This is a genomic window from Rahnella sp. CJA17(1/100) (assembly GCF_963881615.1).
GTDB lineage: Bacteria > Pseudomonadota > Gammaproteobacteria > Enterobacterales > Enterobacteriaceae > Rahnella > Rahnella aceris.
Genome location: NZ_CAWOJA010000073.1, coordinates 1 through 19,676, shown reverse-complemented (window position 1 = coordinate 19,676; position 19,676 = coordinate 1). Strand labels below are relative to the sequence as shown.

Sequence of the window (19,676 nt, the reverse complement as noted above, 5' to 3'; positions counted from 1 at the left end):
TTTTAACCAGATGATGGGAATTGAATAAATGAAAGACATCAGTGAAAGTCAGGCGCGCCTGAAAGGTATTTTTAATATTACCGTGACGCCTTTTACGGCGGGCGGCGAGTTTGATTTTGCCGGGTTATCCCGCAACATTGAGCGGGTCATCGGCCTCGGTTATGACGGCATTTTGATTGGCGGCACGTACGGTGAATTCCCGGCGATGACCGCCGACGAACGCGCCACGCTGTTCCGCCATGTGATGGAAGTGGTGGGTGACCGCGTGCCGGTAATGTTGTGCAGCGCAGGGTCAGATGTCCGTGTCGTGCGCGATTTAACGCAACTGGCGGGCGATCTGGGTGGCCTGCCGATGGTCACGCCGCCGTTTGTTTCTGAAGTGACCGACGCGCAAATTATCAGCTTCTTCAAACAGATGGCACCGTTATCACGCACCGGTATTCTGGTGTATAACGCACCGGGTATCGGCATTACGTTGCCGCCGGTAGTGCTGGAGCAACTGGCCGACATCGACGGCGTGGTGGGTATCAAACAAGGTGATCTGAACCCGACCGCCATCGACCAGATTGCCAACCGTCTTGGCGGGCGTCTGCGTCTGTTCTGCGCCTCCGATCTGGCATTTTTAGGGCCGATGATGTGTGGTTTTGACGGCATCAGCACCACCAACAGCGGCGCTCTGCCGGAAATTATTCTGGCAACCTATCGTGCGCTGGAAAGCGGCGATGCCAGCACCGCCCGCGAACTGCACCGTCTGTGGTATCCGTACCGGGCGCTGGCCCGCCGTTTCGGTCAGCCGCAACTGGTGAAAGCGGCCATGAACCTGCGCGGTTTTGACGGCCACCATGTGCGCGCCCCGCTGATTGATCTGCAAGCTGACGTCATCGGGCTGGTGGAGCAGGAACTGCGCCGTCTGGCCGCCGATCCGCGTTCCGGCGTCACCCTGAAGTAACCCGCTTTAAGCAAAAATCCCCGTCTTTGCAGGCGGGGATTTTTCATGGTGCCGTCAATTTATCCGTGCTGAGCTGACGCCGCTTTCAGAAAAGCTATCAGCAACGGGTGAGGTTTCACCGGCAGTGATGACAACTCCGGGTGGCCCTGCACGCCGAGATAAAACGGATGGCGGGTGAATTCGATTCCGTCAGCAATCTTGCCGGTGGCATCGGTCCCGCTGATCAGTAATCCGTGATTTTCCAGATCCGGTTTCAGTTCAGGTGCAAGGTGAAAACGGTGGTTGTAGCGTACGATAAATTCATCGCCAAGAATCTCATGCAACCGGCTGCCGGGGCGGGAATGCATCCGATGATCCCCGAGGCGGTGAACCGGCAATGTTGGCGTATTCGTCAGCGGCACAAAAGTTTTAATATCAGCATCAGGATCCGCTTCCGCCAGATTGGCTTTCGCAGAACCCATCATGTTCTGCACGATGGCCGTAGTCATGGTTTGCATGCCCAGGCACAAGCCGAGAATGGGAATATGGCGATTCAGGGCGTAATGTGCGGCACAAATCTGTCCGGTAACATTACACATCGCGGATCCGCCCGGCAGTAAAATACCATCGACGTTTTCCATCACTTCATGCAGATGATCTTCCAGCACCTGGGGCGCGGCATACACCATATCAAGCGACACTGATAAAGCATCCGCGGCATCACCCAGCGCAGCGAGCGTGGCCGGATAGGTCGTGCACTGCTCGGACTGCGCACCGACCAGCGCGATACGCAGCGAAGTGGTGGTTTGTGGCGGCGTATCGTGGTTTATCCAGCGCCCATAACGATCACGCCACCAGCATCCGGCGGCTTCATCCGTCAGTCCGTGCCGCCTGAACATATACCCCTGATTTTCGCGCTCAACCGTAATCAATTCATAGTCAAACGCGTTTTCGCGAACCTGCCGTGCAATTTGAGTGAACTGAATGATCTGCATTGGCCCGAGGGGGATCACCACATCCCCGGTGCCATACGTCTTCAGCAATTCTTCCAGCTTCATCACTTTACCGGCACTTTGCAAAATCAGCCGTTCTGCCCAAAGCAACCCGCTGGTTACCCGTTGCCCTTCACCAACGACGTGCTGGCAGGCATCAGGGTAGCGTGCGGTATCCCAGCTCACCGGCAGATGCGCCAGCGGTAAATCCTTTTGTGCCGCCAGTATTGCCGCCATCGCACCGTACAGCGACGGCTCAGGTGTGTCATGTGCAACAAAAATAAAAGCCATAAGACAACCTTGAAATATAAATGAAAAGTTCAGACAGCCCGCAGGCTCACCGCCAGCAATACCCGCTGCCCTGCCGTTTCCGTCAGTAAAATACCGCTCAGCACGAAGAAATTATGAGCAAAGCAAAAAGAAGAATGGTAAGTTTAAATTGGTTTTAATGATTCACATAATACAATTTTGTTATTGTTCATACAGGGGAAACAATGTCTGCTGAATTTCTTGCACCTCGTTTGCGTCGCGTGCGCCCTTCGCCGACAGCGGCGATCTCCGACCAGGTTCGTGCGCTCAGCGCGGCAGGTACTGATGTCATCAACCTGGGCGAAGGTGAGCTGGATTTCGATACTCCCGCACATATTAAGCAGGCCGGCATCGACGCGATTGTACAAGGTGACACAAAATACACTGCCGTTGCCGGTACCGCCGCGCTTAAACACGCCATCATGACTAAGTTTAATCGTGAAAATAGGATCAGCTACCGCCCGGACGAAGTCATCGCGGGCAGTGGCGCCAAGCAACTCATTTTCAACGCACTTTTGGCCACCGTTTCGTCTGGCGATCAGGTGATTATTCCTGCTCCTTACTGGGTGTCTTATCCGGATATGGTGGCACTGGCGGAAGGTGAACCGCGGATTGTTCATTGTCTGGAAAGTGATGGCTGGAAATTGCAGCCGGAAGTTTTAGCCGCCGCAATCACCCCGAAAACACGTTGGGTCATCCTCAACTCCCCGAACAATCCGACCGGGGCAGTCTATTCAGCTGACGAACTCCACGCACTGGCCGCCGTTCTGCTGCAGCATCCGCAGGTGCTGGTGATGGCAGACGACATCTACGAACAAATTTGTTTTGTGCCCGGTATTTTCGCCACACTCGCCGAAGTCGAACCTCGTCTGAAAGAGCGTATCCTGACCGTAAACGGTGTTTCTAAAGGCTATTCAATGACCGGCTGGCGTTTGGGTTATGCGGGCGGCCCCGCGTGGCTGATTTCTGCCATGCAAATTTTGCAGTCGCAAAGCACTTCCAACCCCAGCTCCATTTCTCAGGCCGCGACTGTTGCCGCTCTGGAACAGGGCAATGCATTCATCGCGGACTGGATCGACATCCTGACGCACCGTCGCACCCTGATCATGAACTGCGTGAATGCCATTGACGGCCTGAGTGCCGAAACGCCGCCGGGCGCATTTTACGTTTTCGCTAATTGTCAGGGGATGTCAGGTAAAACGACACCTTCAGGCGATATTCTCAAAACAGATGAAGATTTTGCAGCTTATCTGCTGAAATCAGGCCATGTCGCCACGCTTCAGGGTTCTGCTTTTGGTGCGCCGGGTTATTTGCGTATTGCTTATGCCATCGATGACAACCGGTTGCAGGAAGCCTGCGAGCGGATCACCCGCGCTTGTCGTGAATTGCGTTAAGACCGATAAAGGCCTGCTTCAATATGAAAACGAGCCTTTTTGACTCTATTCTCAACAACTTGGCTAAAGTATCAGCAAACGCACACATTTATTCAGTTTCCCCTTTGACATGCCACGGGGCAGTCGCTATTATTCGCCCCGTTCCAACGATTCCTCTGTAGTTCAGTCGGTAGAACGGCGGACTGTTAATCCGTATGTCACTGGTTCGAGTCCAGTCAGAGGAGCCAAATTCTTGTTTTCATGCCTCTTTGCGAATCCTTATGTGATTTAGATTCAATAAGTTAGCGTGAAAAATATTCCCGATGCATTTTTAGTTTTCCCTCTGCATCGGGAGAATTTGGTGGTCAGATTTGGGGTCAAGTTGGTTCGATGACGGAGTGACCCCCAAATGTCTCTTAACGACACAAAAATCCGCAGCTTAAAACCATCCGCTAAACCTTTCAAAGTTTCCGATTCTCATGGCCTGTACCTTTTAGTCAATCCAGGCGGTTCACGTCTCTGGTATCTCAAATATCGAGTCAATGGTAAAGAATCCCGCCTCGGCCTAGGTGCCTATCCCGATGTTTCTCTGGCTTACGCTCGTCAGCAACGTGATGGCATACGCAAACTGCTGACGCAGAATATCAATCCATCACAGCAACGTATCGCAGAGAAAGCTGCCCGCTCACCGGAAAAAACATTTAAGCACGTTGCATTGAGCTGGCATAAAAGCAACAGAACATGGTCAGAGAACCACGCCTCCCGTCTTCTTGCCAGCATGAACAATCATATATTTCCTGTGATTGGACACTTGCCAGTAGCTGAACTGAAACCTCGTCACTTTATCGATCTGCTGAAAGGCATTGAGCAAAAAGGTCTGCTGGAAGTCGCAGCACGTACCCGGCAACATATGTACAACATCATGCGGCATGCCGTGCATCAGGGGATGATTGAGAGCAATCCGGCGTCGAATCTCGAAGGTATCATCGCAGCACCGGTTAAACGACACTATCCCGCCCTTCCCCTTGAACGACTACCCGAACTGTTGAGCCGAATTGATGGTTATCATCAGGGACGGGAATTAACCCGGCTGGCTGTTTCTCTCACCCTGCATGTCTTTATTCGCTCCAGTGAACTGCGGTTTGCCCGCTGGACGGAAATAAGTTTCAGAAACAAAATCTGGACTATCCCCGCCACACGAGAGCCGATCCCCGGAGTCCGCTATTCCGACAGGGGGACGAAAATGCGTACGCCACATATTGTCCCGCTGTCACATCAGACCATCGACATACTGAAGCAGATAAGAGAAATCTCCGGTGATCAGGAGTTGCTGTTCCCCAGCATCCGGAATCCATCCAGACCAATGAGTGAAAATACGGTTAATAAGGCGCTGCGGCTGATGGAATATAATACTAAAGAGGATGTCTGCGGCCACGGGTTTCGGGCAATGGCCTGTAGTGCCCTGATTGAATCAGGTCTCTGGTCACAGGATGCGGTTGAGCGTCAGATGAGCCATCAGGAGCGCAATAGCGTTCGGGCAGCATACATCCACAAGGCGGAGCATCTGGAAGCCCGCAAGGCGATGATGCAGTGGTGGTCAGATTATCTGGACAGATGCAGAGAGGAATTCGTGCCATCCTATATTTTGGGCCATCAGCAGTCCAAAGTCTGAACTTCGGTATATACCGATTGATAAGCTTGAAAAAGGGCTCAGCTAATGGGCCCCGTTTAAGACTAAATACTTCGCATATAGAGTTAAAATACCGTCAACTTGATACAGAGTTTGGTTTTTAGTCACAGAATGGAGCAGGATATTGAATTTGGTCCCTCACAAATCAAGCGCAATTGCATCTGTGTTGGGGGTCAAGTATTTATTCCTAACGCCGCCAGCAATGTACTGATTTTAGGCGAACGATGGCGCGATTTTGCATAAATTAATGAAAGCGGAATCGAAGCCTCGGAGTATTCTTGTAGTATCTCGACCAGTTTACCGTTTTCCAGATATTTACCGACCGCAAAATCCATTATTTGAACAACTCCCATCCCGCTAAGTGCTGCCTCTAACAGTACATCCGCAGTATCGACGACCAGATTACCTTTAATATCAAACGCCTGCTGTTCTCCCGCTATATAATAAAACCACTTTGTGCTACGCCCAGTTTTCTGTGCTTTAACAGCCAGACAGTTATGCTGTACCAGTTCCGCTGGCTCTTTAGGAATTCCGTGGCTGTTTAAATATTCCGGTGACGCAACGGTGACAAAACGTAAATGCTTGATGGTTCTTGCGATAAGCCGTGAGTCCTGTACGCTGCCAATTCTAATCGCCGCGTCAAAGCCTTCTTCCACCAAATCAACCAATCGGTCAGTCATAACCGCGTCAATTGTTAATGCCGGATATCTGTCCAGAATCTCTTTGAGCATAGGAATAATTACCAATCGGCCATAGGCAGAAGGTGTCGTTATTTTTAGTTCGCCTTCAGGGAATACCGTTCTGCCGGTAATCGAATGCCCAACCTCATCCATTTCATGAATCAGGCTTCTTGAGGATTCATATAAAAAAACGCCATCGGTAGTCAGACTTACAGAGTGTGTATTGCGGTTAAGCAAGGTAACACGGAGGTCGAGCTCAAGTCTGGTAATTGCACGTGAGACCCCTGATTGGGTGAGGCCCAATGCCTGCGCAGCTTTGGTAAAACTCTGCGTTTCCCCTACCTTGATAAAGATTTTAAGCGCGTTTAAATCCATAAGTCTTCTCTTACATCTCTTACACGAACATCTATGCCTCGTGGAGGTATCAAGATACAAAAAAACTGACAGAAGTTAAATATCAATGTGTTATTAGTTAAAAGATAACGCTATGTCGCCACAATTATTGCAATATCCTTGCGTGGCGACATCATAGAAGGACTATGTACGAGTTGAGCTTAGTCCTGAGGTACGTTGAGCGTGACTTTGCCTGGAGCGAGAAGATGCATGAAATCCTGTTTAATGACTTTATCCCAACTACCAATATTATCCGCGTATACTTTAATGATCTTCTCGTCAACGAGAGTGAGCAAGGTTTTTAAATCTTCTCCGGCCGGGGAATAATCCTTATAAGAAATCAGATCGATTCCTCGTGATACCAAAATTGTGGTGTCTATGCTCGCCACCTGTCCCGAGGCAACGCCCAGAATGAGAACTGTGCCATTAGGGACAACATTGTCTAATAGATGAGCCAGTAAATCGCCACCTACGGTATCGACCAGTGCATCAAAGGTTCCCTCAAAAGGATATTCTTTAGCCAATAGTACCTCGTTGGGTTTAACGTCGCTGGCTTGCAGCCAATCGAATCCACGCTGACTGTGCGCCACCGCCGAAACTTTAATACCGGCATGCATTGCCAACTGAACCAACAAATGCCCGACTCCGCCCGTTGCGCCGGTAACGGCCAGAGACTGGCCCGGCTGCAAATGAAGGGATCGCAGAGAACGCAGCGCCGTTAATCCTGCCACCGGCAACGCTGCTGCAACCGATGCTGATACACTCTCTGGCACGATAGCGACATTGGCACGATCGACAACGCGATATTGGCTCCAAGCACCCGAAAAACTCCATGTTAATACCCGCTCCCCAATTTTTGGTCCCTGACCGTCGGTGCTGGTCTCGAACACAATACCAAATGCATCCCATCCGGCAGGCTTATCCGATTCCCAGGGAAAGTCTAATTCTCCCCGATTAAGTGATATATTGGAAACTCTGATTAAAATATCACTTTTCGTCCTTCTGACTGGCCGCTGTACATCGGTAAATCTAAAACCACCAGTATCTGATTTCACAATTGCTTGCACGTATTCACTCATTGTTATTTTCCTTTTCGATATTTACACATTCAGAAAAATCAATTAAATAACATTTAAATAAATAACATTATCTATTTTTAAGATAAGCCAATGATAATTCAATTACCAAAATTCGATATCTTAACCTCCTAACCTAACACGACAACTTGATAAACCACCCGATTATATTGGTGAAAAATGTCATAACAATTATGATTCATATTCTGTTTACAAAAGCTGATAATCGAGGGTATTAATTTCAGTACTGTTAATCACATCGAGTGAATTCTTATGAACAAACCACTTCCAGCGGCAATATATATTTTAGGTTTTACTCTATTTGCCATGACAACATCTGAATACATGGTCGCAGGATTAATCACATCCATGTCATCTGATTTAGGTGTTTCCATTCCTAAAGTTGGATATTTAATTACCATTTATTCATTAGGTATGGTTTTCGGTGGTCCCTTGCTTGCTACATTTTTAGTTAAACTTAGCAATAAAGCAGCATTATTGACTATTACTGGCATATTTCTTGTCGCCCAAGTCGTCGCAACCGTTTCTGCAACTTATGATCTTTTAGCAGTAGCGAGGTTTGCGACCGGATTATCTTCGGCAGCCTTCTTCGGTTTTGCTCTGTTGACAGCGGCAAAAATGGTTCCACCGGAACGCTTTGGCGTTGCAGCCTCCATCGTATTGGGCGGGATGATGATAGCGACGGTGGCGGGACTGCCACTATCAGCAATACTTGATCAGTATTATGGCTGGAGAGTTTCCTTCGCATTAATTATTGTCCTTACAGCTTTAGCCGGAATAGGTATTATACTGATTGTTCCTAAATTCAAGGCGGAGGCTAAGGGTAGTATTAAGGCTGAATTTGGTTCAATTATAAACAGATCAATCTGGGGGGCATTTATTACGAGTTTCTTTATTATTGCTGCAACATTCGCGACATTCAGTTACTTCGTTCCCTATTTTGAAAACACTGTCGGTTTCGATACTCCATATATCCCGGCTATTCTTTTCGCTTACGGTGCATTCACGGTAATTGGTAACTTCTTTGTAGGTCGACTAGCAGATAAATCGCCGATTAAAGTTGTTTTCACCGGTAGCGTCGCGCTAGTACTTGCACTGTTTGGGCTTTATACCTTCTACGACAATAAAATATTAGTGCTGATATCTGTAATGATTTTAGGACTTACTGGTATTACTCTCACTCCTGCCATGTCCTCACGCGTGTTTAAAGCAGCACCAAATACCTCATTGATTAACACCATGCATACTTCTGTCATTTGTCTTGGTGTAGTGATTGGCTCTTGGGCCGGTGGCTATGCAATCGATCAAGGTTATGGTTACCGTGCACCGGCGCTCATCGGCATTTTTTTAGCCGGATTGGCGATTGTCACCCTACTCCCTGTTTTGAGGAATAACCGTTACGATGAGCCTGCTGTTAATCCTCAGGCAAATATCTGACTATATCTATAGGAATAGACCATGAACAGTGAAATTAATTCATTAGGCTATGAAAATAACATTCAAACTATTCCGGAGTCACATTTATTTTCCGAAAATAATTATAAACAAGGAATCCCGATTATTTACCACAGCGAGAGTGATAAAATTATTGACCAACGCTGCGAGACAAGGTTATTAGATGAGACACCCTACAAGAAGTCAATCACACATAAAATTCATGTAATACGAAAATGCAAGCCAGAACACATCGGGGATATTTTCCTGCGCTCATCAGAAAATGATGAGAACAGTATTGTTTTGGATATTAACATTCATACACCCTTAGGAGAAAAAATAAAAACTGGACTATTCCGAACACTTTCGATGCTTTTATTTAAAAAATATAAAGCACTGAGAATTGAGACGCGAACTCTGATTGACAATCATAAAGTTATTAATAGTCTTGTATTGAGTGGGTACAGTTTTGAAGGCATTTCACAAAAACTCAATTCAAAATCAGAATTACAGGAATTCGCAGTTTTTTCCTTATTGATGGATCACAGTAATGCGGCAAAAAGTCTATTATTTCCTGCAGTGGATAGCAATATTTATCGCGATGAGAAAATTGCACTGCGTTTGGCTGAACCAAAAGACACATTTTGTATGTGGCTAGAGCAATCAAATCCTGAATCATCTAAGTGGGGTTTATTCGAAACAGCATCGTTTGATGAAATTAAACAAAAAATTAGTCGTTGTGGGCTTAATTCAGCCGTAGGCCCTAATATTTTGCTCACTATTATAGAATGCTCAACTGGTAATGCTGTAGGAAAAATTGTTATCCGTAATGTTGTACCACCTCATGTAGGTGATGTTGGTTACGGGATATTGCCGGAATACCGTGGTTTGGGCTACGCCGTAAGGGCACTGAATCTTTTGAAAAAATGGGCCTTTAATGAAGCTGGTTATGTACGTTTAGAACTTGGTGTCAAAGAAGGCAATATCGCGTCAGAAAGAGTCGCGCAAAAGGGAGGGTTTGAATTTGAGGGGATGCGTCCGGGACGATTGAAAAATCACGATGGTTCATACAGTAATGAAATGCACTATTTCTTTCTGAACCCGAATATTAGCTATCGCAAAATAGAGGATTAATTAAATGAACAAAAAGTTCATCTCCTTTCTCGAACAGCATTTAGATCATAAAAACGTCGTCGCCTATGTAAACACACCGAATGATGTTGGCGAATATACTTCCCCATCGGTTTCTGGCCGAGTGGATGTTTCCAGTATTGAACAAGTAATTCGTATTGTTAAGCTTGCAGATCAATTTGACGGGGAAACAGCGCTTTATCCCTACTCAACTGGATACAATTGGGGGTTAGGTTCAACAAAACCTCCGTCAGACAACGCCGTGCAGTTAAAGCTGACCGGATTAAATAAAATCCGCGAGATTAATATCGCAGAGGGTTATGCTGTCATTGAGCCAGGTGTGACGCAGGGAACATTATCGCAAAAATTACTGAACACCCATCGCTTTATTAATGTGACAGCCTCATCTGCAGAAACGAGTTTTTTAGGTAATGCTCTCGATCGGGGCGTAGGGTTGAGGCACCAGCGTACAGAAGATCTTCTCGGCCTGGAAATTGTTCTCGCCAACGGGACACTGCACCGAGTGGGCTGGTGGCCGGAACAGGGAAAACATAGCGCATTATACTCCCACGGGATTGGCCCTTCACTGGTACAGTTATTCACCCAATCGAATCTCGGAATTATAACCGGTGGCGTTGTACGACTACTTAATCGACCAGAAAAATCTCGCGTCGCCTATATTTCCTTTTCTCCCGAAAACTTAGAGTATGCTATCAATACCTTCCAGCGTTGGTCAGCACAAGGGTTAATTCACGGTGTACTTAAGGTTTATGATGAAACCTCAACACTGACGTATGGTGCGAATAAGGGCGAGTTTCTCGTTCACCTGCCCCTTTCGGGAGCCGCCTCAGTAGTGTCGGCACTTTCCACCGCGCTGGAAACCGAGTTTGTAAAAGCTGGCGAGAAATTCATCTCTTTGATCTGGAGCGACAGCCCTACGAATCCTTATCAAGATGATATCGTCGCCAATCTAGTTACCGCTGCCTATCAAGGGGATACTAAATATCATGATATCCTTCTGGAGAAGACGCTCGGTACTACACCGGCTGAAATAGATGCCGAAGGCAAAGGCTGGATATTTTTCTTGCCTCTGCTTCCTTTTACCGGTCAGGCTATTAAAGAGGCTTATCTACATTTTGACGATATCTTCGAGTCTACTGGCGTGCGCTGCGGCGCCACAATTAATACGCTGAGTGATCAGATTATTGATCTCGTCGTATCCATTCGTTTTGAACGCGTGGAAGAGGAAATAAAAAAAGCTCATCAGGCTCTGAAACTTCTTCATGAAAAATTCAGTGCTTCAGGTTTTTATCCTTATCGTTTGGACGTCGAACATCCTCTCGCCAATAGTCGTAATGCCAGAACGCTTCGTGAAGGCGAAATCATCAGAAGTCTGCAAAAAACTTTAGATCCAAAGGGAATTTTCGCATCCGGGCGATATAGTTATTAATTCTACCTAATATGTACTTTTAATATTTAATTATATAGATTCATTTATTGAGGTGTATCCATGATAACTCATGACATTAATACATTTAGCAATATATTAGTTAATCTAAGAGATTTACGCGGTGAATTACGTAACTCCTCTCGTGAAATAGAAGAGCATCGCAGGATACCACTCAATATTATTGAAAGACTACGTGGCATTGGGATATTTGGAATGTGTTTCCCACAATCATGGGGCGGTGCCGGACTGACGTCGATTGAGCAAATCCTTGTGCTGGAAGAACTCGCCCAGGGCGATACGGCTACCGCCTGGTGCGCCATGATCGGTTGTGACTCAGGTATTTATTCAGGTTTCTTGGAAGAAAAAATCGCCAAAGAGATCTTTCCACACGCCAATCTGGCCGTGGCGGGTTGGATACACCCGCAGGGAAAAGCCGAGATAGTTGATGGCGGCTACATCGTCACTGGCAAATGGCGTTTTGCCAGTGGATCGCCTCATGGCGATGTCATCTCGGCAGGTTGCTTCCTCTACCGTAACGGCAATCTTATACTGGATGATAACGGCAAGCCCCTTTGGCGAGTCATGCTGGCGCGTCCTGCCGATTACCTTTTTTCCGATACCTGGTTCACCACCGGGCTGCGCGGAAGCGGCAGTCAGGACTACTCCACGCAAGGATTGTTCATTCCCGAACAGCACGCGTTCAATTTCTCGGCACCAAAACGTCAAGGGCCACTGCACAAAACGCCGGATGCAATTTTACGCAAAATGGCCGGTATCCCGCTGGGGCTTGCGAGAGGCTGTCTGGACTATATCTACGACGTCGCCGACGACCGCACAGACAGAATCAATGATGTGAAATGGCGAAACTCAAAGCGCATACAGACGGCGGTGGCTAACGCAGAGAATCAGTTATTTATCACCAGAAACGCGGTTCTCACCAGCGTAAGTACATTATGGCAGGCGCTCGAAGCCGATGCCGCTCATGACGATATTACTCATTGGCGCGTGCAGTCAGCTTTGAGTCGAAGAAATGCCTTTCAAACCGCGCGAACCATCGTTTCAAGCTTGTATGACCTACAGGGTGGGGGTTCTATCTACACCCATGAAACACCTTTTGACCGCGCATTACGTGATATCAACACCATTTGCCAGCACGCTGTCGCGCAGGAAAAAGTCCTGCAGGTGTGCGGCGATATTCTCCTTGGTGGCAAAGTCGAAGATTACTTTATATAAGGAAGAGAACCGATGAGTGGTATTTTTTCGCAAAAGAAAATTCTTGTAACCGGCGCAGGCAGTGGACTTGGCAGAGAAATAGCCTTGGCATTTTCACGACTTGGCGGAACCGTTATTCTTGCAGGTCGAAATACGCAGAAACTCGAAGAAACGGCACAAGCGATCTCCGAGACCCCTGGCAAATCATGGGTTATTCCTTTCGACGTAAATAATAATCAATCAATAGATAACCTGTTTGATGAAATAAAAAATAAAGTCGGCGCTCTTGATATTGCCGTTAATAACGCCGGAGTATTTTCTTTTGGTTTTGTCGATGAAACCTCCAGTGAAGACTTTAATCACGTATTCACTACTAATGTCATTGGTTTGTTTGAAAGTCTGAAGCGCGAACTTCAGTCGATGAAAGAAAACCGGGCCGGGACTATCGTTAATATTTCATCAAATATGTCTATCGGACTGAATATTTCGGGCACGGCGGCCTACACCGCTTCAAAGGCTGCCGTCGATGCATTGACCCGCGTCTCGGCAAAAGAGGCTATCACGCACGGCGTGCGGATTTTCTCAATAAACCCTGGCCCATTGGCCACCGAAATGACCCAACTTCCCGGCGAATCGGCGGCTGACCGTGACAAAAGATGGCGCGATTTGATCCCCATTGGGCGTATTGGCGATGTTAAAGAGATCGCTGAAGCCATTATTTGGTCCTGCTCAGGCCAGTCTGACTACTTAGTGGGTTCACGAATAGTTATCGATGGTGGCCATTCTCTTTAAATTATTATTTCTGAGGTATAGATCATGCAGCCATTTATTGTTAGAGACAATGAAGGCGTTCCGCTTTGGTTAAATAACGACACTTATACTATAAAACTGGATAAAGAAAACACCGGGGGAAATATTTCTATTATCCAGGGATTTGTGGGTCCAGGTGGGGGGCCGATTTGGCATCTTCATGAAGACGCTGATGAGATTTTTTATGTACTAGATGGACAATTAACAGTAAGAGCCGGAGAAATTATTTTCCATGCCAATCCAGGCGATTTTGTTTATGTTCCCAAGGGGATTTATCATCAATTTAGAAATAACAGTATTAAACCTATCAAGATATTACTCATGTTCTCTCCTGCTGGATTCGAAGGGTTCTTTAGGGAAACAGGAATCGTAGCAAAACAGGGCGTTATACCACCACTACATATTCATGATGCCGAAGCAAACAGACGGGCCATTAAGATTGGTGGGAAATACCTTTCTTTTGTTCCAGACTTTGAAAACCCCGATGTTAATCCAAATTTGTAAGAAACCAAAATGCCGCGGAGTCTTTGCGGCATTTTTATATTACAAATAAATCTGAACGGGTGTTACTTAAAAAACCATCTAACCTTTCATCAACCATCATTATTTATTCATCTTATGAGAGGGCATTATATTTATCAGCACGAATATGTAAAAGGAGATATGTTATGTCAGACAGACTCGCTTTTTTTAAGAATAAAAATGTACACTCAGACTGGTTAACTATCAAAGAAGCAGTTAAAGCATCAAAGAAAAACGGCATTAGGAAAATACAAGAAAGTGATATCTATCGATATGCTCTGCAGGGAAAAATCCTCCTTTCGATATACTTTCAGTCTCCAATAACCTTGAGGAAAATAAAATCCTATAACCATAAATTAAAGCTAAAACCTAAAGATAATAACTTACCGGACGACAAAATTACGTTGGATGAAATCGATTTCTTTAGCGAGAGTAACTTAACTTTCAGCACCGAAGGTAAATATTTTCACACTGCTCATGGCGTCATTGATACAAGTCTTTTTGGATATGAATATTTTCTCATACAATGCATACTTGCTCACAATCTAAAAATACCATCGCCTGTACTTAGAGGGAACAATAACTATGGCATCACTGTTTCCTTATCAGGGGAAACCTTTCTAGTTCACAATAGAATTTCATTACGCAATGGAATCTCATTAAACGGCATAGATTTAAGCTTTAATGATGCCTATTTACCTATTTATAACTTACCGAAGGATGCATGTTTTGTTATCAGGCAAACTGAGTTAAATAAACTATTCAACTGGCTGGCTGGAAAAAAAATCACCCTCGGATTCTTCCACACGCATATCATCCCCTCTATCAAGACTATTTTGGCTTGCCTGTAGAAATAATGAAACTATCAGCCCGTTGATAGGAAAGCCTTACAAGTTGCTATCCATTTTTGAACAATGGGCATCTGAGGAAGGCATTACTGATCGATTCAGTGGCGACACGCTCAAGACTGCGCTTGAGCGCGGCTCGCCCCCTTCCCTACCAACACAAAAGTAAGATGATGCCCTTCGCTATGAAAACCCGTATTAAGGATTGTATTTTCCGTAATACGGGTTCATCAACTTTCTCTACACCACGACTTTGTGTTGTCGTGTGTTCTCCCGGCTAGCGCTATATCTGCCACAGGAGAATACCGTGACATCTCATCAGTTATTGCGTCTGAAACAGGTTGAAGAAAAAACTGGCCTGAAGCGCTCTCAAATCTATCTATATATGAAAGACGGCACCTTCCCCCGCTCAATCAAGATTGGCCCGGCCAGTGTCGCCTGGCTCGAATCGGAAATTGACGAATGGATCAATATTAAATTAGTCCGCCGCTCAATAGGCTGAAGTGAGAAAATACCATGATTATCCCATCACTTAATTACGCCGTGTTAACCGATGCCCTGCATGCATTGAAGGATGGCAATATTCGTTACTGTGAATCGCTAGGATTCACTTTCGACGAAATGAATGCCCTCAACCAATTATCACTAGACGAGCTGTTTATCCTCAGTCGGGAGTCTGCACAGTTTTTGGCTGTGACGGTTCATCACGACGCATTACACCTGCTTCTGGCGAAATCACGTGAGGAGGTTCTGCAGCAACAGCGCATCAACCACGCCATCCGGCTCGGCGGGTCAATTGCGCTACTCAACAAGTATTTTGGCCTCACCTCCAACGAAGTTTGCCTTCGCCGCCGGTTGCTGGGCGTCCGTGTGCCTTATGGCCGGACGCCAGAGCCGGACGAAGATACGGATGCGGCTATCTGGCGGCAATGGCAGCAATGCCGGGTGGCCAACCTGGAATCAACCGATGCGCTGGCCGCCATGATGCAGGTAACGCAAACCCTGCTGCCGAAAGTCGAAGGGTTGTCACTGACCATCGTCTGGAAGCGTATCGCACTTTGCGAACAGGAGGCGTCAGACCGGAGGGCCGCCCATGCCAGATGAGATTGACCGCGATCAGGAATTTAACGAGCAACGACTGGAGGATATGATTGAACAGAGTCGTTTTAAGCCAGGGTCTACGCCATCATTATTCCATTGTCGCGTATGCGGTAAGCCCATTCCTGAAAAGCGACGGCAGGCACTTCCGGGCATAACCACCTGCACGGAATGTCAGGAAAAACTAGAACGCCGAAGACGTTAATAATGGTCACAGAGACATGCAGGAATATTTCCCCTGCATGTCTCTATCATTAACTATAAATCCACAGTCGTCTTTATTAACTATTTCACTTCCTTTTATTTACCCCCAATGCTTATCCCCCTCCACCGCTCATTTATCTCTCTCATTTTAACTTTGAATTTATCGTGTATATGCCGCCCCGGATATCTGATCATGAAAACGTCATTACATAATAGTTACCCGTATTGACGTTAATTCACCTGGTTCGGGTGCTGCTCTTTAAAAATAAGGTTCGGGCTGTCACGAAACCACAATTCAGGGTGCCGCTGAATGTTCTCGCTGACCCGTTAAAACCGGAATGCAGAATTGGGATGTGACCTATTTATTTCATGCACTGTTATTTTAATTAAAGGATATTCCATGCGAAAACCCATTTACCACGTATTTGTCACTCAGGAAAGTCAGCCCGACCCACTGGGTGAAAAAAACACCTAGTGGACTAAAGTCGGCGTGGCTTTTGCCCATCACGGTAAACCCGGCCTGAACGTGGTACTGACACCCGGCATTGCTGTCTCCGGCAAGCTGGTGCTCCTTGAGCCCAGGGATGACGGCGACGCGACACAGGATACTCAACCCGTTTAATCGCCCTTTCTTCTTTCCGGCCCTGTACCGTCTGATGGCGGTACGCGTTGGCCGCCGGTTCGACCTCCATCGCACCGGATTTTGCCTGGGACGATGGTCGTTTTGCATATATCGGTTTTTCCCCCATCAGAACCCTGCCTTCCGTTTTCCAGGCGGTTAACGGACGGGAGCAGGCGGTCACGCCCAGGACGGTTAAACAGGGTAACTACATCGTGATGGTGGTTCCTGCAGCGCCACAACTGGTGTTGCGTTACGGCACCTCGGTGGTGGGGATCGAAAACGACGGATTCGGGCGCATCCCGATAACCCGCAGCGACACTGTTTCACCGTCCGTTACGCTGGAGGCGAAATGACCGATAAAGCTGTCCCGGACGAACCGGAAAAAACCACCGCAGAGCGGGAAGCGGAAGCCCGCGAACGCGCCCGTGCGGCAATGGCGTATCAGGAGCCGGAGCAGAAAACACCGCCCGGCCAGCCGGAAGTGACCCGTTTTCGTAAGGCATCCGGTCGCCGCACGCTGATCGTCAGCCTGCTGAGTCTGGCGCTGGTGATCGCCCTGGCATCCGGCGGCGATCGTCTTTTCAGTGCATTGAAAGGGGGTAATGAGAAAGAAGCCGACACCGCGCCGCCGCCCTCCGCCGGGAAGACGCTGCATGAGCGTCAAAATCTGGGCATGGATAGTAACCCGTTTGGCCTGTTCGGGCCGCACACACAGGACGGAACAGACCCTGTCAGCCAGACCGTCTCCTCCGCACCCACCCTGCCAACAGCCCCACCCGCCCTGAACAAGGCAGCCGCGCTGGCTGAAGGGCTGAACAACGCCCGAACAATGCCGGGCGATAATACACGCACGTCCCCGGGCCAACTTCGCAGCAACGCAGAAACGTCCGACAGTCCGTCATCATCCACGACGTACACATCCTGCCCGTCAGTACTGACCCGAGGAAAGGATGGCCGCCTGCGCTGCCCGGAGACTGCCGCGCCGGAAACGGGTAACAACGACAATCCAGACGTCGCCCGTGTCACCGGCGTCAGACGGTTGGGTCTCAATCCTGATCTCTATATCCCGGTGGACCGCTATATCCCTTGTTCGATGATGTGGCGCTTCGTGTCCGATGTCGGGGGGCATATTTCCTGCCTGATCAGTGAAGATGTTTACAGCGCCAGCAACCATGTGACGCTGATCCCGGCGGGAACGGTCGCCCGTGGCATCTACCGCGCCGGGGCGCTGCAACACGGACGCAGCCGGATGTTTGTGCTGTGGACGGAGCTGCGCACGCCTGAGCCCGGCAGCCTGCAAATCCCGCTCAGCAACACGCAGGCCAGCGGCCCGCTCGGCGAGGCGGGGATCTCAGGCTGGATCGACAATCACTTCTGGGAGCGCTTCGGCAATGCCCTGATGCTCAGTACGGTGCAGGACGTGGCAGCGGCGGTGTCGGATGCTGCCCCGGGGAAAGACCGCAATACCGACTACACCGAAAACACCCGCGCCGCCACGGCTGAAATGGCGAAAACGACGCTGGATAACAGCATCAATATTCCGCCCACCCTGTACCTGAATCAGGGTGATGTCATCGGCATCATGACCGGTACCGATATTGATTTCTCATCCGTCTGGCAGCTGCGAGTGAAAAAGAGGTGGTATGAACGCTGAAAACCTGTCGCTGGATTTTATGAAAAACCAGCTGTTTGGTGATTTTATTGCGCAGGACGGCCTGACGGATATTGCCGTTAACCGGCCGGGTGAACTGCATACCAAAATCCGGGGGAAATGGCGAAGACATGAAGCCCCGATTACGCTGCGTCAGTGTTACGCCTTTGCCAGAGCGCTGGCGTCGTGGCAGGAAGATAATATCGACGACATATCGCCGATCCTTTCCGCCACGCTCGAGTCAGGCGAGCGCATTCAGGCCATTATTCCCCCGGCCTGTGAGCGTAATACCGTGTCTATTACGCTGCGCAAGCCCTCATTCGGGCAGAAAACGCATCAGTCATGGATTGATGCGGGATTTTATAACCGGGTAAGCGGTCAGGAGCGAACGGAAGGCAAAGATGTTGAACTGACCCGCTATTATCAAGATGGGGATATTTCCCGCTTTATGGAAAAAGCGGTGGAATATGGCAAGACGATTTTTATCGTTGGTGAAACCGGATCCGGCAAAACCACCTATATGAAAACGCTGCTGCACTCTATTCCCCGGCACCTCAGGCTGACCACCATCGAGGACAACCCCGAAATCCGATTCTATCATCACACCAATTATGTCCATCTCTTTTATCCGGCGGACGCCGGGGATAATGCCATTGTCACGCCCGGCAGACTGATACGTGCCAATTATCGTATGAACCCTGACCGGATATTACTGGCAGAAATTCGCGGTCGGGAAGCCTGGGATGCGCTGAAAATCGTCGGTTCCGGGCATGAGGGATTGATGACCTCCCTGCATGCGGGCAGCCCGGAAGAATGTATTGAAGGGTTAATTGACCGCTGCTATGAAAACCCCGACTGCCGGAACATGCCTTTCGACGTGCTGTTACGCAAGGTGCTTAAGAGCATTGATGTGATCGTCAGCATTGATATTCACGGTGACATACGCCGCATGAGTGATGTTTATTTTAAACCCCTTCATCTTAATGGCATGAGAGGTGTATTCAGCAAAGGGCTCCAGTAAATAACATATCGAATTACGCAACCCTCGTTTAAAGATGAAGGTGACCGAAATGAAAAAAACACTATCCTGCGCATTATTACTCAGCGCGTAAGCATTAAGTGAGCACCGTATTGACGATTATTTATTGGTGAGATCTACGTTCCATGGCAGCAGTTCCGCCACTTTGTTGCTGGGCCACTCCGGCAGTACGCTCAGGACATGGCGAAGGTAGGCT

General features: G+C 48.1%; 19 protein-coding genes, 1 tRNA gene and 2 pseudogenes. 18 read left to right on the top strand and 4 right to left on the bottom strand.

Annotation, left to right across the window (positions count from 1 at the left end; translation table 11 throughout):
- Nucleotides 1–28: 28 nt before the first annotated feature.
- The gene (locus AACU55_RS22255; RefSeq protein WP_013574984.1) at nucleotides 29–949 is read left to right on the top strand and encodes a dihydrodipicolinate synthase family protein; all 921 of its coding nucleotides are present in this window, start codon (nucleotides 29–31) and stop codon (nucleotides 947–949) included.
- A gap of 59 nt (nucleotides 950–1,008) precedes the next feature.
- Here the strand turns inward: AACU55_RS22255 and AACU55_RS22250 are convergent, their stop codons facing one another.
- The gene (locus AACU55_RS22250) at nucleotides 1,009–2,211 is read right to left on the bottom strand and encodes a glutamine amidotransferase-related protein (protein WP_134706142.1); all 1,203 of its coding nucleotides are present in this window, start codon (nucleotides 2,209–2,211) and stop codon (nucleotides 1,009–1,011) included.
- Between the two features lie 203 nt (nucleotides 2,212–2,414).
- Here AACU55_RS22250 and AACU55_RS22245 point away from each other — a divergent pair, with 203 nt between their 5' ends.
- The 3 genes from AACU55_RS22245 to AACU55_RS22235 all read left to right on the top strand — a co-directional run bounded on the left by AACU55_RS22245 (nucleotide 2,415) and on the right by AACU55_RS22235 (nucleotide 5,274).
- Entirely contained in the window at nucleotides 2,415–3,623 is a 1,209-nt protein-coding gene (locus AACU55_RS22245; RefSeq protein WP_134706141.1) for an aminotransferase class I/II-fold pyridoxal phosphate-dependent enzyme, read from the top strand.
- Between the two features lie 151 nt (nucleotides 3,624–3,774).
- Nucleotides 3,775–3,850: transfer RNA gene (locus AACU55_RS22240), tRNA-Asn, on the top strand.
- A gap of 161 nt (nucleotides 3,851–4,011) precedes the next feature.
- Entirely contained in the window at nucleotides 4,012–5,274 is a 1,263-nt protein-coding gene (locus AACU55_RS22235) for a tyrosine-type recombinase/integrase (protein WP_134706140.1), read from the top strand.
- A 191-nt stretch (nucleotides 5,275–5,465) separates the two neighbouring features.
- Here the strand turns inward: AACU55_RS22235 and AACU55_RS22230 are convergent, their stop codons facing one another.
- Both AACU55_RS22230 and AACU55_RS22225 read right to left on the bottom strand, forming a co-directional pair.
- On the bottom strand, nucleotides 5,466–6,347 hold the full coding sequence (locus tag AACU55_RS22230) for a LysR family transcriptional regulator (RefSeq protein ID WP_134706139.1): 882 nt from the start codon (nucleotides 6,345–6,347) through the stop codon (nucleotides 5,466–5,468).
- Between the two features lie 179 nt (nucleotides 6,348–6,526).
- Nucleotides 6,527–7,444, bottom strand: a complete 918-nt coding sequence (locus AACU55_RS22225; RefSeq protein WP_134706138.1) for a zinc-binding dehydrogenase — start codon at nucleotides 7,442–7,444, stop codon at nucleotides 6,527–6,529.
- 270 nt (nucleotides 7,445–7,714) lie between these two features.
- Here AACU55_RS22225 and AACU55_RS22220 point away from each other — a divergent pair, with 270 nt between their 5' ends.
- From AACU55_RS22220 to virB11, 14 genes and pseudogenes are all read left to right on the top strand, one after another.
- Nucleotides 7,715–8,899 (top strand): MFS transporter, encoded by a 1,185-nt coding sequence (locus tag AACU55_RS22220; RefSeq protein WP_134706137.1) that lies wholly within the window; start codon nucleotides 7,715–7,717, stop codon nucleotides 8,897–8,899.
- Between the two features lie 21 nt (nucleotides 8,900–8,920).
- Nucleotides 8,921–10,030, top strand: a complete 1,110-nt coding sequence (locus AACU55_RS22215) for a GNAT family N-acetyltransferase (RefSeq protein ID WP_134706136.1) — start codon at nucleotides 8,921–8,923, stop codon at nucleotides 10,028–10,030.
- Between the two features lie 4 nt (nucleotides 10,031–10,034).
- Nucleotides 10,035–11,477: an FAD-binding oxidoreductase gene (locus AACU55_RS22210; RefSeq protein WP_134706135.1), complete on the top strand. Its 1,443-nt coding sequence runs from the start codon at nucleotides 10,035–10,037 to the stop codon at nucleotides 11,475–11,477.
- 60 nt (nucleotides 11,478–11,537) lie between these two features.
- Nucleotides 11,538–12,710 carry an acyl-CoA dehydrogenase family protein gene (locus AACU55_RS22205; protein ID WP_134706134.1) on the top strand — a complete coding sequence of 391 codons (1,173 nt, stop codon included), beginning with the start codon at nucleotides 11,538–11,540 and terminating at the stop codon, nucleotides 12,708–12,710.
- Nucleotides 12,711–12,722: 12 nt separating this feature from the next.
- Nucleotides 12,723–13,481, top strand: a complete 759-nt coding sequence (locus AACU55_RS22200) for an SDR family NAD(P)-dependent oxidoreductase (RefSeq protein ID WP_134706133.1) — start codon at nucleotides 12,723–12,725, stop codon at nucleotides 13,479–13,481.
- A gap of 24 nt (nucleotides 13,482–13,505) precedes the next feature.
- Nucleotides 13,506–14,003, top strand: a complete 498-nt coding sequence (locus AACU55_RS22195) for a cupin domain-containing protein (RefSeq protein ID WP_134706132.1) — start codon at nucleotides 13,506–13,508, stop codon at nucleotides 14,001–14,003.
- Between the two features lie 164 nt (nucleotides 14,004–14,167).
- Nucleotides 14,168–14,872, top strand: a complete 705-nt coding sequence (locus AACU55_RS22190) for a hypothetical protein (protein WP_335290039.1) — start codon at nucleotides 14,168–14,170, stop codon at nucleotides 14,870–14,872.
- A 301-nt stretch (nucleotides 14,873–15,173) separates the two neighbouring features.
- A complete protein-coding gene (locus tag AACU55_RS22185; protein WP_009635172.1) occupies nucleotides 15,174–15,368 on the top strand; it encodes an AlpA family transcriptional regulator in 195 nt (64 codons plus the stop codon).
- A gap of 14 nt (nucleotides 15,369–15,382) precedes the next feature.
- Nucleotides 15,383–15,970 carry a DUF2857 domain-containing protein gene (locus AACU55_RS22180; protein ID WP_134706131.1) on the top strand — a complete coding sequence of 196 codons (588 nt, stop codon included), beginning with the start codon at nucleotides 15,383–15,385 and terminating at the stop codon, nucleotides 15,968–15,970.
- Nucleotides 15,960–16,169 carry a TraR/DksA family transcriptional regulator gene (locus AACU55_RS22175; protein WP_009635174.1) on the top strand — a complete coding sequence of 70 codons (210 nt, stop codon included), beginning with the start codon at nucleotides 15,960–15,962 and terminating at the stop codon, nucleotides 16,167–16,169. The genes AACU55_RS22180 and AACU55_RS22175 overlap by 11 nt, the downstream gene beginning before the upstream one ends.
- A 399-nt stretch (nucleotides 16,170–16,568) precedes the next feature.
- Nucleotides 16,569–16,790, top strand: a pseudogene (locus AACU55_RS22170) (hypothetical protein).
- A gap of 35 nt (nucleotides 16,791–16,825) precedes the next feature.
- Nucleotides 16,826–17,143, top strand: a pseudogene (locus AACU55_RS22165) (TrbG/VirB9 family P-type conjugative transfer protein); the annotation flags it as partial.
- Complete coding sequence (virB10, locus tag AACU55_RS22160; protein ID WP_134706130.1) at nucleotides 17,140–18,444, top strand: VirB10/TraB/TrbI family type IV secretion system protein; 1,305 nt, start codon at nucleotides 17,140–17,142, stop codon at nucleotides 18,442–18,444. The pseudogene AACU55_RS22165 and the gene virB10, both read left to right, overlap by 4 nt.
- Nucleotides 18,434–19,462 (top strand): P-type DNA transfer ATPase VirB11, encoded by a 1,029-nt coding sequence (gene virB11, locus AACU55_RS22155; protein ID WP_134706129.1) that lies wholly within the window; start codon nucleotides 18,434–18,436, stop codon nucleotides 19,460–19,462. Before virB10 ends, virB11 begins: the two co-directional genes overlap by 11 nt.
- A gap of 117 nt (nucleotides 19,463–19,579) precedes the next feature.
- On the opposite strand, the gene AACU55_RS22150 is transcribed toward virB11, so the two are convergent.
- The coding region (locus AACU55_RS22150; RefSeq protein WP_134706128.1) for a transposase domain-containing protein at nucleotides 19,580–19,676 on the bottom strand (97 nt) is incomplete at its 5' end.